This is a genomic window from Butyrivibrio sp. (assembly GCF_024699075.1).
In genome coordinates, this window is the sequence record NZ_JAILQF010000017.1 from 1 (window position 1) to 15405 (window position 15405).

The 15405-nt window shown below is 36.2% G+C and carries 11 protein-coding genes; all 11 read right to left on the minus strand.

The features are described from left to right. Positions 1-490: 490 nt before the first annotated feature. The gene (locus K6G87_RS00555) at positions 491-661 is read right to left on the minus strand and encodes a hypothetical protein (protein WP_296832419.1); all 171 of its coding nucleotides are present in this window, start codon (positions 659-661) and stop codon (positions 491-493) included. Positions 662-765: 104 nt separating this feature from the next. After that, the gene (locus tag K6G87_RS00560) at positions 766-960 is read right to left on the minus strand and encodes a hypothetical protein (protein ID WP_296832422.1); all 195 of its coding nucleotides are present in this window, start codon (positions 958-960) and stop codon (positions 766-768) included. 246 nt (positions 961-1206) lie between these two features. Next, positions 1207-4365 (minus strand): DEAD/DEAH box helicase, encoded by a 3159-nt coding sequence (locus K6G87_RS00565; RefSeq protein WP_296832425.1) that lies wholly within the window; start codon positions 4363-4365, stop codon positions 1207-1209. Between the two features lie 100 nt (positions 4366-4465). Further along, a complete protein-coding gene (locus K6G87_RS00570) occupies positions 4466-5887 on the minus strand; it encodes a hypothetical protein (protein WP_296832428.1) in 1422 nt (473 codons plus the stop codon). Positions 5888-5996: 109 nt separating this feature from the next. Further along, positions 5997-6647, minus strand: coding sequence for a hypothetical protein (locus K6G87_RS00575; protein WP_296832431.1), 651 nt, complete (start codon positions 6645-6647; stop codon positions 5997-5999). Between the two features lie 49 nt (positions 6648-6696). Continuing rightward, positions 6697-7098, minus strand: a complete 402-nt coding sequence (locus K6G87_RS00580; RefSeq protein WP_296832432.1) for an SMI1/KNR4 family protein — start codon at positions 7096-7098, stop codon at positions 6697-6699. Beyond that, positions 7098-7829, minus strand: coding sequence for an HNH/ENDO VII family nuclease (locus K6G87_RS00585; RefSeq protein WP_296832434.1), 732 nt, complete (start codon positions 7827-7829; stop codon positions 7098-7100). The genes K6G87_RS00580 and K6G87_RS00585 overlap by 1 nt, the downstream gene beginning before the upstream one ends. After that, entirely contained in the window at positions 7829-11059 is a 3231-nt protein-coding gene (locus K6G87_RS00590; protein WP_296832437.1) for an ATP-binding protein, read from the minus strand. The genes K6G87_RS00585 and K6G87_RS00590 overlap by 1 nt, the downstream gene beginning before the upstream one ends. After that, the gene (locus tag K6G87_RS00595) at positions 11059-11673 is read right to left on the minus strand and encodes a hypothetical protein (RefSeq protein WP_296832440.1); all 615 of its coding nucleotides are present in this window, start codon (positions 11671-11673) and stop codon (positions 11059-11061) included. The genes K6G87_RS00590 and K6G87_RS00595 overlap by 1 nt, the downstream gene beginning before the upstream one ends. Beyond that, complete coding sequence (locus K6G87_RS00600) at positions 11660-13705, minus strand: dynamin family protein (RefSeq protein ID WP_296832443.1); 2046 nt, start codon at positions 13703-13705, stop codon at positions 11660-11662. Before K6G87_RS00600 ends, K6G87_RS00595 begins: the two co-directional genes overlap by 14 nt. A 17-nt stretch (positions 13706-13722) precedes the next feature. After that, positions 13723-14673 (minus strand): helix-turn-helix transcriptional regulator, encoded by a 951-nt coding sequence (locus K6G87_RS00605; RefSeq protein WP_296832446.1) that lies wholly within the window; start codon positions 14671-14673, stop codon positions 13723-13725. Between the last annotated feature and the right edge of the window lie 732 nt (positions 14674-15405).

The window sequence follows — 15405 nt, forward strand, 5'->3', positions numbered from 1 at the left end:
AGAACTGTCGGTAATCATAGTGCCACACTTTTTACATACCATATTTAAATCTCCTTTTCATTTTTTCTGTGCATTTTTAAGCACATTATGCTAATGATAAAAGAAAAAAATGAATATTTCAAGGAGATTGTTAAAATGTAAAATATTTGAAAATTACGATAAAAATAGCATCACTGCCGCCTCCGGAATAGGGCACAACGTAGACTCTTTTTTTATGTGCGAAGCCCCCTCAATCCTCGCTGTAACTTCATAAGATTATCCAGAAGAAACGGAATACCGCAGCATATCCAGAACTCGCGCGATTATTCCCAACGAAATTATTGAAAATACCAAGAGTCCGAACATAATAAAAATGTTCGGACTCTTGGTTCCATATCCTATTTTTCTTAATAAAAAACAGCCCTATCCAGAGCTGTTCAAAAGAATTCTGGTAAATCCTGTTCCGTACAATTAACAAGAAAACCAAATAATTTATGCCTCAATCCATAAACTAAAATATAATTAGCAGCACTACCATCAACAGCCACAAGAAAATATCCACCTTCATCCTGAACTGTGCAAAATTGTCATTATCTGAATAATAATCTTTGTTTTGATAATGCTGGTAGAAGTATCTGTCATCATCGCTATCGCCGTATTTCTTATTATTGTTATCACTCATACATGTTTCCTCATTAAGTCAGGGCTTTTTCATAAAAAGGTCAAAAAGGAGGAGCTACCGCTCCTCCCCAAGTTACTATATAGCTCAATATGTGCCAGAATTGTCTATGATGACCATTTATCCGATGACTCTCCATTCTCATCCCCAAACATATTCTGTTTAAGCACCTGATCATAAGCGAATCTGGAGTTTTCCTCAAACAAGCTCATATTGCCGTCATTGTTGAAATCCCAGCGATCATTTCCGCCATCATATTTTTCCATTCCAAATGGATGATTATAATCATTAGGTTTACTCATATCTTGGCTCCTTTCATTGAAAAGCAAATGAAAGTTCATATTATCATTTTTGATACAATTACGTGTTTTTATTACCATTTTTATGATTATATCACACTTATTCTTTTTTTCAACTATAAATCAACTAGCCATAGTAAGTCCGCTATAGCTCGTTCCCAAAATAAAAGCTACAGCCCGCAGGTATAATCAATCAGGCTGTAGCCAAAATCTGCTCTATATCTCTTTTCCAAAATATAAGTTCAGAGCTCATCCCACATCAAGCTTACTGGTCTTCTTGATATACTTCGCCGGTATAGCATGTTCCAAATGCCAGGTAATACTCATGGGCCTAGATCCATAATGACTTACATAATTTGCAGTACCAAGATACGTATAAGGCGCAGCGCCTACCATATCTTTCTTGAACTCTCTTACAAATAGAAGGACCTTGCTTCCCATCCGTACATGATTAATATATCTTTGGCCTGTTACAGATGTATCAGATGTTGTACTCTGACTCTGCCAATGGAAGAATTCTTCATTGATAGAATAGTCATTGTACATGGTAGTTGGCGAATAGTCTTTATCAGACTTGTTGAGAGTTATAAAGAATACGTCAAGCTTCTTATCTTCAAGCCATTTCGTACCTTCACGCACAGTTCCCGGCTTCATAAAATCCATAGCAACAAGAATCTGATCTCTTGTATAAGTGCAATGAAGCTCCAGAGGGCAATCAAATCCAAGATCTATTTCACTGCCCACTATATCTATTTTCTCAAGGTTATAATTAAGTATTTCAAGTAGCTCTCCGAGCATATTCTTGCTATCACAAAGATCTGAGAGGTTCTGTTTTACTTCAGGATCGTTCCAGTTAGTAGCACAGTTTTGCCATACAGTGACATAGAACATCTGTAACATACGCTTCTCTATATCTGGAAGCGCACTGATATTTATATCTCTTATATGCGGCAATGTCTTTATGAGGAAATTGATCCATCTATAGGAATCAACAGCTATAAACTTAGAGAAAGCTTTTGTAAGCTTTTCTTCTATTCTCTCTTCGAAATCCTCTCTTACTCCAGCATCTACACATAATCTTGCGAATGAGTATTTAGCATAGATGCAGTTAGCATTAAGGTGATAATAATTCAGGAAGTTCTTAAGTGTAAGCTTAAGCCCGCTATCTTCTTCAAATGTCTCAATTCTTGAAATCAATCCCACCCTGCTATCGAAGGATTGTCTGATATTGCCCAGTACAACTTGCTCAGCTTTCTTCTCAAGCTGTATATAGCAGCCTTTAGGAAGAGCTGTAAATCCATGCTTTATCTCATATTGAAGACTATGATTTGTATTTGCAAGAAGGGCCGCAAACTTATCTTCAAAATTATACTTTTTATTGGCCTGACCGATGAAGTCAAGGACGGTAAGGCACTCTTTTCCATCAGAGAGACGCAATCCTCTTCCTAGCTGCTGTAAGAAGATTGTAAGTGACTCTGTTGGTCTTAGGAATAGAACTGTCTCTACTTCTGGTATATCTATACCTTCGTTATAAAGATCTACTACAAATATGAACTTGATCTCACCTGATAGTAGCTTACTCTTAGCGCTCTTCCTTTCATCTTCTGAAGAGCTTGATGTAAGAGCAATAGAAGGTATACCTTTTTCATTGAAGTAATCACTCATAAACTGTGCATGCTCTATAGATACGCAGAAGCCAAGTCCATGAACACTATTTATATCAGTAACATACTTTCCTATAGAATTGATAATATGATTAGCTCTTCTTTCTGCAATAGTCCTATTCATAGAATACAGATTACTAAGCTGAGCCTTATCATAGCCGCCGCGTACCCATCTTACATCTGACAGATCTGTATCGTCAGATACGCCAAAATACTGGAATGGACACAGAAGCTTTCTTTCGATAGCTTCGGGCAGTCTTATTTCCGCAGCAATTTTGCCATCAAAATAGTCAAAGATATTCTTGCCATCCATTCGTTCAGGAGTAGCTGTTAGACCTAATAGTATTTTAGGCGTAAAGGAACTCAATAATCCCTGATATGTAGGTGCTGCTGCATGATGGAACTCATCTACAACTATGAAGTCATAATAATCTGCTGGTAACAGTTCATAAAGCTTTTGAGAAGCAACAGTCTGTATTGATACAAATAGGTGATCAAGGTTTGAAGGTTTCTCGCCTCCAACATACATCTCACCAAAGTTAGGGTCCTTAAGTACTGCTCTAAATACTTCCCTGCTTTGCCTTAAGATTTCTTCTCTATGTACTACAAACAAGAGCTTATTAGGCTCTCCCGGATTATTCTTACAGTATCTTCTGTAGTCGAATGCTGCAATAAGTGTCTTGCCTGTTCCGGTTGCAGCTACTATAAGATTCTTGTTCCTACCTCTTATGATCCTCTCAGCATCAAGTCTGTCAAGGATCTCCTGCTGATATGGATATGGATTAACATCTACTATATAGCTGAAATTGGAGGTATTATCTCCATACCTTTCCTGATATAGAGCCTTTTTGAGCTTATCATAACTATCTGCTGTATATGGTTCAAAGTTTGGAGAATTGTAATAACTATCAAAGGTTGCAGCTATTTTCTTTATTGTGGGCGCCATGTCTTTGCTAGTAACTTTTATATTCCACTCAAGACCACTGGACATAGCAACATTAGACATGTTAGAAGAGCCTACATAAGCTGTGGTAAAACCAGTCTTTCTGTAGAATACATATGCCTTAGCATGTAATCTGGTACGTTTGGTATCATAAGAGATGCGAACAGTAGTATTAGGGAGTTTACTTAGCTCATCTATAGCCTTAATATCTGTTGCGCCCATGTATGAAGTTGTTATGATTCTAAGCTCTCCGCCTTTTTGAACAAAGGCTTTCAGCTCATCGAATAGAAGTCTTAGACCGCTCCACTTTATAAAAGATACAAGCATGTCTATGCGATCAGCACTCTCCATCTCTTTCTTAAGCTCAGTGTACATCTGCGGTTCATGAACTGCTCCTGTGAACAAGCTACTATGAGCTATAGAGGTGTCAGGGCGCACTATATCCTTGGCTTTCTTCTGACCAAGCTTGTACATTGGATCTGTTTCAGAAAGAAGTGCCAGAAGCTGCTCCGCACTAGCTGTTACTTGCATATCCTTTATATCAGAAAGATTGTCGCTTCTTGATATAAGATCTACCAATTTGTTGACCAGTGATATTTTGGGCTCTATGTCCCCATTTTCAGTCAAACGATCAAGAGCTTTTTGAAGTACTTCCGCAACATACTGAGTTAAAACAGCGGACGATTCAGCTTGGTCTATCTTAGCTACAAGCTTTGTATCTTCAGGTGATGATTGAAGCTGATTTTGAAGCTTTGCATTTATAACCTGTTCGTAAAGTCCAGGTAATAACGGTTCTGACATATGGACACCTCATATTATTAGGTTTTTAATCACGTGCATAAGACAAAATGGTAGTAAATTGGATCAGAGTATAAGAATAATTTTAATCATTTCTATTACTTCATTTGCGAATTCTATAACTTAGCTCAACATCCCCATCATCACCAATTTCTATTTCAAGCTGATTCTTGATTTTTCTCTTTATAAAGCTTTCGATTTCTGCATCAGTCATATGGATTCTTGTTCTATCCAGAACTTCTTCCATAAGATCATTAAGATTCAGTTCCAATGATGCCCTTATAGATCTGGCAAGTTCTTTTTGTATTGCATCATTTTTGATATCTTCTGCACCACCAGCATAAAAGCTATCTATATAACAGTAGAAAATATCATTCTTGATAAGCGTCTCTTTTAGAGCATAGCTGACCTTATCATGCTCAACCATGACAAGAAACTTAGCATCCGGAAGCTCTTCCATAAGTCCCCAATAGTCCGAATCACTCGATACCAGAACAAATGAATCAACATTATTGGTATAGAACTCCTTGCATGTTCTTGCTGCCACCTTAACATCCGCAAGTGATTTATTATCTTTTAGGCGCTCTATCATTATGTATTCAACAGGTATACTAATATATGATTCAAGAAGTTCCCAGGCTGAAGCCGCATGAATATCATCAAACAAGATAACTTTTTCGATCTTTTGCAGACGTTCAGGCTCCAAATTCCTTATTGCTGCACAAAGGCTATATGGATCTGAGTTTTCACAATCAACTATAAATACGCATTTATCACTATTTTCTATAAACGTGTATATATTAGCTTTGGTTCTGTCACTTACATCAGATACAAAGCTTAGATTCTGGAATTCATCATTATTCCATCTATACAATAATGTGACGAACTTCTTATCATTAAGCAGAATATTACCTTCATCCTGCGCAGGCCAGTTAAGGTACTGCTTGTATGGATAATAGTTCATGTTTTCATAGTAGAAGGCTGCTGCTTTCTTAGTTCCTTCTTCTGTAAGACCATCTGGCATAATAAAAATTTCTGACAGATAGTCCCAATTGATCCATTCAGGAAACAGATTACGACAATTGTTAATTCTGCTTTTAATGTTCTTATTAAGATTTACAAGATATGGAGTAGGATCCTTCAGATGAACATATATATCAACTCCATCATCAGAAAGTGTCTGCATAGCACTAGTAGGCATATACTCAGGCATTCCTAAAATACTTCTACCTTCTTGCTGTATTCCCTGACATATCTTAAGAAAGTTATGCTCCATCTGTGTTCTAAGGATACAAAGATTCCTTACGATGCGAGCCTGCTTATCAAGTTCCAGCTTTTTATATACTTCAATTTTAGGTGGTTCATTCTCGTTCTCAAATATTCTTTTATTGATTCCTAATAAATACGCCACTTTGGAGACAATATCATACTGTTCGCCATGAGAACTGTTACCTGGTTGCTCACTGATCATTTCCATGACATCTGAGAAATTGAGGGATGAATTGTCAAAAGTATAATTATCCATAAAAAGCTCCTTCACCAGCTTTCCTTGACATTCATTTCAACATACATATCCATTAATAATTCACAAGTAATTTTATGTGATTATGTAGAGATTATTATCATTTTTATGTTTATCTCAATCCTCTTGTAGCATAAGAATATCGTCCAACTCTAGTTGACTCTGTTTCAGGAGAAAAGCAAAATTCGAAAGGATCAATTCCTCTTTTCTTATATTCCACTACAATATCATGCTCATCTTCGAGTTGCTCACAATTAAAATCATAATCATCGCTAAAGCCTTCGTCATATCGAGGATTTCCTGCTTTCCACGCTTCATAACTATACTCATCCATTGATTCATAAAATTCTTTATCTTCCGAGTCGCAATCAGAGTAATCCGGTTTATCAAAAACTATTATACGGTCATTCTCAAGGTCATCTCCTTCAACAACAACGTAGTTAGGCAAATTAAAACTCTCACATGCATCATTAAGCGCTCTAATAAATTTATTTGAGAGATAATCGACTCTTAGTTGATGTCTAGGATTATCTGGAGCCTCTGCCAAATATAATGCAATAGATTTCATATTATTCATTGAATCTGCCAAATTACTCTGCCTATCCAATGGATTCGATGAAGAGTATTTTTTCCCATTATTAATATCTTTTACAGCTTTACATGCATAAGCTCTTCCAATCGTATCGTAATAAGAATCAAGAAAGCTATCAATTTCAGAAATATTTGCATCGTCTTTACTATATTTCACATTTCTAGTAATCATATTTATAATATTATCCTCCTTGCAATTAATATAATCTGTTCATTTGTTACTAATTGTTCCGTTCCAAGCACAATTGCAGATACTCTACTAGAGAATTACATATTTTTTCTTTTTTTGAGCTATGAAAACTATAAACAATCCCATTTTCATCTACAATGACTATAATTCCATCTGTTCCCAAATTCTCGATAACGAAGCAATCTATTGGAAAAGAATCATTTATCTCACGCTCTTGCTTTGTTGCTTCAACCACGTTTAAATACCCATCAACATTGAGTCCCATCCATTCTGTTCCATAAAAGCTTATTGCACCATACTCCTTAACATAATCGATATATTCATCAGGAAAAGTGATACCCAACGATTTTTGAGCATCCTTTATCTGACTTATAGAACATCCCTTAGCATGATAAAGTTTTGGTATTTTTTTAATTTCATCAATTATACTCATTACTGACTACCTCCTTCGTTCGCTCTTGCTCCCCAATGGTCATTACGTTCCTTAGTAAATGCCTGTCTGTCGATTTCAGATTCCTTCGCCTTATTGTGAAGAATCGTATCATTGCCCTTTCCTCGATGTTCTTCCGTTGTCAATTCAGCCAGCGGGCTATCCGAGTGTTGTCCGATATGATGCAGTTCTATAACCTTCCCGTCCTTGTTGATTGGAGATAATCCTTGCTCTGCTCGTTCTCTGTTTGTTCGTCCCATTGCATCCTTTTGATTCCAGTCAATGTCAGTTCGAATTAAGCATTTCTTACCATTTATATCTACCTCAACAAGTCCTGCTTTTTTATATATCTCATATTCTTCCATTGTGCCAATGGCATTGATTATTTCATCAGACCATCCTGTTTTCTCTTTGATTTTAGCTTTTTCTTCATCAGTTAAGCCTTCTGATTTCTCCTCAGTTTCACTGATATCGGATGTTTTTTCAGCTTTTTTTTCATCTATAACTTCATTAAACTTCTCTTGCAACTGTTCTGGAGTCAAATTCTTGATATCGTCAAGCTTGCTCATAACAGCATCACCGGATGTTTTAATATCCTCTATCTTTTGTTTTGCAATCTCTTTCATTTCCTCGTCTGAAAGATTCTTGATTACTTCTGCGCCCTTTTTTGCCCCTTCGACTACAGCAGCGACAGATTTATCTGCAACAGAAGAAATCACTTCTAATACAGCCATTAAATCACCTTCCCTTCCAGATATTTTTTTACATCATCGACGAACGTGCCGTTCTCTGCTATCAGAAAATCTTTTATAAAATTAGTGATATCAAAGCCGGTCAAGAATTCAGTAGAGGTCAAACCCGCAATTGTTTCAACAGCCTTTTTATACGGATTCTTTCTGTAGTATTTTTCTAACTGTTCTCCTATACTCTTTAACCTGTCTTCTGTCGGAACAGATATACATTCATTCAATAATGTTACAAACTCATCATCCGGAAGATCGTTTATAGAAAACACCCCTGATGCCATTAGCGAAATTATCTCATCAGATATGCACTCAATTATGCCTTTTCTCTTATCAACTCTTGGGATGAATATAATTGTTCTAATGGATGCTTTATGACTTATCTGCTCAACTGCCTTTTCCAAACCCAAATACAGGTTATCTTTGTCAATTCCAACCATTAAGCTGACAAATGCTTTGATGGCCCACACAGATATTTCCTTAGATAAGTTATTCTCAATAATGCTCTTATTAATCGAAAACATTTTGTTTTCAAGATCACTATCATAGAGTTTCTTATCGAGAACATTGTCAGATTCAACCTCTGAAATTTTAACAATTACGGGCTGAACCATCCCTTCTTTATGGCACAGAGCATATCCCGTTTTTAGATTTCCCAAATATATGGTATCATCAGGATATACACCTATTGTATTTGCAATTGCATCCTGATCATCTCTAGCAACTATTCTATGAATAATCTTATTTGACGAATTTTTGATTACATCTGGTGCTAGCTTTGTCGGTATTTGCTCCGCAACGATTACGCCCTGCCCGTATGATCTCATCTCGGCCAGCATATTCGTAAAATGCTCAACCGCCTTCCCCTTAGGATTACCAATATCTTCATTGCTTTCGGTAGATACATTTTTCAGCAATCGATGCGCTTCCTCAATTACTAATATGTGCTTTAAGCCCTTTGAAGAATCCACCGCTTGCTTTACTTGCCTATACTCATTAACATATATAATTAAAAGTCCGAGGGTAAACGCTTTATCCGCATCATCTGCCAATCCCTCCAATTCAAGCACAACATTCTTTTTAAGCAAAGCATCAAAATCTGTAGTCTCGTGCGTATTGAACATAAAGCCTTTTGTTCCAACACAAAGACTATCAATTCTAGCTTTTATGGCACCACGTATGTTTCCTTTAACTTCCCCCTCATACGTCATCTCGTTTTCTATGTAATAATCCACTTCGTCTTTAAGATCTTGCATGGTCGGGAATAAGAACTTATGAGCTTTCACGCCATATTGTCTCTGAATAATATCTTGGCTGAAAAACTCGTCCTGACTTTTTGTATTAACCAATTCAGGATGAAAACCTAGGGTCAGATTCCATCCTTTCCTTTCATATATTCTATACAGACACTTTTCGACAATATATGGCATCGGTCCATAAAACGCAAATGAAGCGCTAAACAAATCCTTAAGCATATCAATATGCTGTTGTGGATTAATTCCAGGCAAAATATAAAACGGATTAAGTTTTATGCATTTAATCTCCGGTCTTCCCAGTGTATAAACATCTATTTCCTTCTTTATATTCCTGTACTCGCGCTTAGCTGGTTCGATTACCATAAACGGTTTGTCGAGTCCTAACAGCAATGCCTTTACAGAATTTGTTTTTCCTCCTCCGGTCATTCCACAAACAAAAGTATGCTTATTAAGGTCTTCATCATCAAAACCAAAATCAACATTATCAAGCGGTCTATCGTACTCACATACCTTTCCAATTGCACGATCGGTCGATGAGAATTCTGAATTAAGAGAGTAACCTTTTTCTTCTTTTACTTCGAAGCCAACAGTTCTATCAGTCGGGATAGTACATATTCCGCATAATTCCTCAGAGGTAACTAAACTCATTAACGGACTTTCACAACTACCTTTGAAAAATCCTTTGGGGATCATCAGTTGCTCCGTATGGATTTTATCTGTGGGCTTATTCTTTCCTTTACAAGTATCCTCATATGAGAAAACAACTGGCGGTAAAACTTCCGGTACTCCAGATGCCATTTCACTATAAAGGCTTCCCTTTATGATCTCGCTAGCCATTTTGTTGTCTGACGAATATGTAACAACAGAGTTCCACATACCAATGCTTCGTCCAACTTTAAGGCGTTCTACCATAGACTCGGCCATTTTCATCAACTCAACAGCAAAACCATTTTGTATATCAGCTGATATAGATTCACTGCTGCTTATTGTCTTCGTCACAGCGTCGCTATACCCTTGAGAAATACTATGGGTGGTTCCTTTGGTTTTGCTCGAATTAAAGCCCAGTTGCTTGCCAACAAACAGTCCAATCAAGCCACCTCCAATTGCCCCAACTAATGTTCCTACTCCAGGAACTACTGATCCGATAGCAGCTCCGGCAGCTGCAAGCGGAAGCGCTCCGGATACATTCATACCTTTTTGTTTACTTGTGTTTTCTCCATTAGTTTCATTAAAGCTATCTGTATGCGTATTTCCCTCAGATGTTCCCTTTTGAAGAGATACTGTCCTCTTTGAAATTGCAAAACATTTATCCTGAATGTCAATTGCTTTATTGATTTTTTCTTGTATTTCAAGCTCTTCAATGGGCTTGCACAACACCATAATTGTGTAGTTTTGGCCGTTGAGGCTTCTCATAAGCGATGACAAGTCTTTGGGCTGATATTCGCCATCTATTTTGAGCGCAGGTACACCACTAATGCAACCAACATATCTATTATTATCATTTCCATCTTTATCGGTAGAATTAGTGAATCTTTCTTCGTATTTACAGATTTTCACGCCTGGCAACAAGCCTTCTATAATAACCTTTATTGTCTCATCAGAAGACTTGGGCTGAACCCCTAACACTAAGGATGTTTTTCCCGAATAACTAACTATCCCATAACACACTTCTTGCTTTATGGCATATGCTGTTGTAAACAGCTTTTTTAATTTCTCCGAGAAATACACAAATTGATTATCCACATCATAGGTGGTTACTTCACATATCCTGTAAAATGTAAAAGTATTTAGAAGATCCAATGATTTTTCCATTGGAGTAGCTACTGCCATCTCATTAGTTACACCGTAAGCAGGAAAATAACTCGTTATAAAATCGGCAGCATAAAGACCAATATTCTTCGAGTCTTCTTTAAACTGCGTCATTAAATTTTCTCCATTATTCTGTTCAGCCGGAAAATTTGCCATTAAATCATCCCCTTCTCCAGTTCCTTTACTTCTTCGTCATAATAAGCTGATATCTCATCAACCCAAGACATTAATGTTGCTTTAACATTTTTCAAATATTCTTTTATCAAAGTGCTAATGTCCTGCTTATTTCCAGCAGAAGGTTTATCTCGTAACAAATACAACATGACACCTGCTATAATTACTGCTATTACAATAGGGATAGCATTTTTCATTGTAATACTTACAACTCCGCCACCAACACAAATAGCTCCTGCTACGGTCCATTTGTTAATAAGTGATTTACTTTCTTCATAATCTATGTGAGCCGGAACCTCAAAAGAAAACTTTGTATTCAGATCCTTCAAAATATCTCTTGAATAGAATGCCGCTTTATTTTGTGCATTCTGATATAAAGGCTTCTTCAGCGTATTTTCCATCAACATGTTATAAACACTTGATAAAACCATTTTGCTTTCCGGCGTCAATTTGTTTACAGTCAAATTAACCGCACTTTCGATTACATCTTGATTAGACATACCACTTTCGATATTCTTCTTAACGCTGGAATAAATAGACTTAAGAATCTTTTCTACATATTCTTGGATTTTTTCCCTATCATTATTCTCCAACATAATTTCTCAATTCCTCCTTAAGGCTTGTTACGCCCTGCAATTGCATTTCTACTGTAGCTACCTTTTCCTTCAGTTCATCAACATTTGCCCTTCTCTTTTCGTTGCTGTCGCGATCTTCCAATAATTTCTGATATTCTGCTTCCAACTCAATCTTATGATCAGTCAGCTTTTCGGTATAAGTTTCTCTACACTTTGTAACATAATTTACGACATTATCTGTCATTTTAGGGACAATGTCCTCATTAAGACGCTTATGAATACTATTAGCCACAAGCTTAACGTGTTCTTTCAGATGATGATATGGAACCCTTTCAACAGATTTAAACGTCAAACCATGCTCTACTTTATCGTATCCAGATGTCTGTTCCCTAGCATCATCGTCAATGGAGTCAAAATCGGTCTCTGTAAAATTAGGAGTATATGCCTCTGCAGGGATTTTAGATGGGTCATCAGTATATTGAATCAGTTTCTTATTGCAGTCTTCAATTACTCTGTTGGCCATCTCCCGACGAAAATCCTTTGTATCATCTATGGCATCTAATGTCATTTTTTTCATAGAACTGAATGTTGTATCAGTTATTTGACTTTCTGGGAGCTGGCGAAAATTATCTAGCTGTTCCTCATATTCTTCCTGTTTTTTTTGTGACTCATTTATGATAACACCTTCGCCATTGATATTATCAGTGTACTTCTTGTAAATCTCCATGATCCCCTGCGTTATTTTTGTATATACCTCATCAATTTCGTTTTCCTTTTCATGAATACGATCTTCCAACGCAACCGGATCATCTACATTTTCCTCAGCAACTTTTAAAGCTTCTGAATATATTCCCTTATACCTAATACATTCCTTCTCTAAATTTTCCAAAAACTCTATAAGTTGTAGATAATTGGCAACCCTTGCGAATTTTTCGATAGTAGCTTGAACGCTATTAAAATTCGATAATTCCTCCATTGAATCTTCAAATTTTGCAATATCCCCCTTGGACTTTAACCATCTTTTACTTGCAGGATCGAAATCATCACCTGCTTCATCCAACTTATCAAAATATTCATCAATTTTTTCTTCAGTTCCAAGTTCTCTACACTTGTTCAAAAACAGCTGAATCTTACTATCTACACAAATGATTTTTTCTGGCTTTATATCATTTTTGTACATTTCTATTGCCTGTTCTCTCAGACTGGCAAATTCCGAACCTTGCAGATTTGATTTTCCTGTCAGAACCAAAAACAATGATTCTTTTTTTCTATTGGTACAGTTATTACGCAGGAAATTCATGAAGGAAGAAGATTCAAGTGCCTGTCCACTCAACGATTTCACAAAAATAATAGCGTTAGCATGGGAAATATAATCCTCAGCTATTCTTCCAACATTTCCCCCAGCTCCTACTCCAGGGCTATCTATTATTGTTATTCCCTGCATCTCTTCGGGAAGTGGATATATAATATCAATCTCTGTAATAAGCTTTCCCCAATTAGCAGAATTTTCAGCAACATACTCTCGGATGAGTTTGTTGTACTCATCAATGTTCATGTTAAAAATATTGTCCTTAGCTTCTTCTTCAAGGAATGAAGACATAATCTGAGTAGGAATCTTTTTTCCCTTATACTTGATCAGAAGCTCATTGTTAATTGTCGTGATAGGTATATTCCTATATTTGTCAGAAATAGCAGCATGACTCTTCAAGAAATCTCTTATTTCTTCATATCCTTTAATGGTAGTTTTCCCACCCGCGGCGGATTTGGCAACTAATTCAAATTTATTTCCTCGATGAATCTTGATTATAGCGCTCGTACACTGTCTTACATCCATCGGAACAACTTCTTTTCCCAGATAAGCGTTAATAAATGTTGATTTACCACTCTTTGCCTCACCTAGAATCATTAGGTTAAAAATCTCATTACGGATTCTTTCTGCCTGTTCTCGGATACTAGCATCTAATTTCTTTCCATTTTTTTCACTTACTTTGACGTATTCATCGTATAGCGCTAATACCTGTTTTTTGTTCTGCTTATAATCTTTTGAAATCATTTATTAGACCTCCTGTATTATATTGTCTTTACGTAATCTCCCTGACTACGCAACCACATATCTATTCCATCACCAAAAACTTCAGCAGATATAGTATAAATTCCTTTGTCTTCGGATAAAATCTTAGCAGTGGGTAACCGATCCAATACAGCCTCAACTGAGAAACCGGAATACTGGAATTTTACTTTCCGAAGCTTTCCTCCATACATAAATTGTATCCTTTTTCTAAATTCTCCTTCTTCAAAGCGGTCTTTATACGGTATCTTGAAGTGTTCATCAAGATTCTTTAGGCCTTGTATTCTATCCACCCTGTATATCGTGGGAAACGCATCTTCAAGTATTCTAAAATTATTCCGAACTTCCTTATCCTCAATAAATGCAGCCATATAAAAATAGTATTCAGAAAACATGATTGCTACTGGCTTTAATTTTCTCGTTTTAGCAGTACTACCTTGAACACCTTGATATTTAATTTCGACGTATTGTGAATTTCTTATAGCCTGCCCAATATCCCATAGCCGATCTATAAATACTGTCTTATGCTTAGGCTCCACATAATGAAATTCCTCGTTACGTATCAGTTCTTGAACCAAGTTCTGATTACTCTTGGGAACACAGCATGTTATTAACTTGTCAAGCATCCCGATCATTTCTTCTTTTATAAATGCTCTACTATCAAGAAGAATTTTACATATTGCTAAAACTTCGCTATTAGTCAATCTAATTCTATATAAAGTTTCCAAACGGTAACCTTTTTCAAACCTATCATATACAATAGAATTACTAATTCCAGTTCTTTCAGCATCTTCATCTAAAAAACTCCTAATATCATCTATATCTCTTTGAATGCTTCTTTCGTTTACACCATAGTTCTGCGCTTCTTCAAACTTATTTATTACATATCCATCAGATAATTTTGCATATAACTGAAGAACTCTTTGTATCTTGTCGCTATTTAACGCTTTCATTATGGTATCTCCTATTACGCATATTATACTGATTAAGAAAGACACATTCTGTCTATCTATATTCATTTTTTTGAAATTTTCCAAAATATTTAATATGCTTAAAAAATTCAATACGTATGTTATATCGTATATTTATAACAAACTATTTACTTATTATATGACTGGATTTTTGTCGAATAATTGTGCACCATCTATATTAGTTGTGTGCTCAATTATTTTAAGCTCTTTTATTGTTTTTTAACCGTAAAATTGTTTTACCTTAATAATCCTCCCAATATTCCTCCGCGTCATCATAAGCCTCATCTTCGTCCTCGTATACATTCTCGTAGTCATAGAACTCTTCATACTTATCATCAGAAGCTCTTCGGAGGATTTACAATCTACAGCATAATACAAGGTTTCTTATATTTTATCGGCGGAAAAAGAGTTATTAACAAGGCGAAAGCTCTTTTCCCAAAAGAAAAAGCTACAGCCCTTTATAAGGCTGTAGCTGATCGCTTTAACTAATTAATAGTACCAGGTTCCAATGTGGTCTACTTAAGCTGTAAAGTTAGATAAATACTAGCTTTACGGCTTTTTTATTATCCTAAAATCATTAAATAAATATTCAAAAAACGCTTGACATATCCCCTAAAATTTGCGGCCGCTTCGCGGCCTATTGATCAAAAAGGGTGTTGTTTCGTGGCCGCGAAACACATCCCGATCACGCAAATTTAGGAGGTTACGTATGGA

What these genes read in the sequence shown, in the direction of transcription:
- K6G87_RS00605 (WP_296832446.1), bottom strand. Translation starts at nt 14,673, where the DNA reads ATGAAAGCGTTAAATAGCGACAAGATACAAAGAGTTCTTCAGTTATAT.
- K6G87_RS00565 (WP_296832425.1), bottom strand. Translation starts at nt 4,365, where the DNA reads ATGTCAGAACCGTTATTACCTGGACTTTACGAACAGGTTATAAATGCA.
- K6G87_RS00555 (WP_296832419.1), bottom strand. Translation starts at nt 661, where the DNA reads ATGAGTGATAACAATAATAAGAAATACGGCGATAGCGATGATGACAGA.
- K6G87_RS00580 (WP_296832432.1), bottom strand. Translation starts at nt 7,098, where the DNA reads ATGAGTATAATTGATGAAATTAAAAAAATACCAAAACTTTATCATGCT.
- K6G87_RS00595 (WP_296832440.1), bottom strand. Translation starts at nt 11,673, where the DNA reads ATGTTGGAGAATAATGATAGGGAAAAAATCCAAGAATATGTAGAAAAG.
- K6G87_RS00600 (WP_296832443.1), bottom strand. Translation starts at nt 13,705, where the DNA reads ATGATTTCAAAAGATTATAAGCAGAACAAAAAACAGGTATTAGCGCTA.
- K6G87_RS00570 (WP_296832428.1), bottom strand. Translation starts at nt 5,887, where the DNA reads ATGGATAATTATACTTTTGACAATTCATCCCTCAATTTCTCAGATGTC.
- K6G87_RS00560 (WP_296832422.1), bottom strand. Translation starts at nt 960, where the DNA reads ATGAGTAAACCTAATGATTATAATCATCCATTTGGAATGGAAAAATAT.
- K6G87_RS00585 (WP_296832434.1), bottom strand. Translation starts at nt 7,829, where the DNA reads ATGGCTGTATTAGAAGTGATTTCTTCTGTTGCAGATAAATCTGTCGCT.
- K6G87_RS00590 (WP_296832437.1), bottom strand. Translation starts at nt 11,059, where the DNA reads ATGGCAAATTTTCCGGCTGAACAGAATAATGGAGAAAATTTAATGACG.
- K6G87_RS00575 (WP_296832431.1), bottom strand. Translation starts at nt 6,647, where the DNA reads ATGATTACTAGAAATGTGAAATATAGTAAAGACGATGCAAATATTTCT.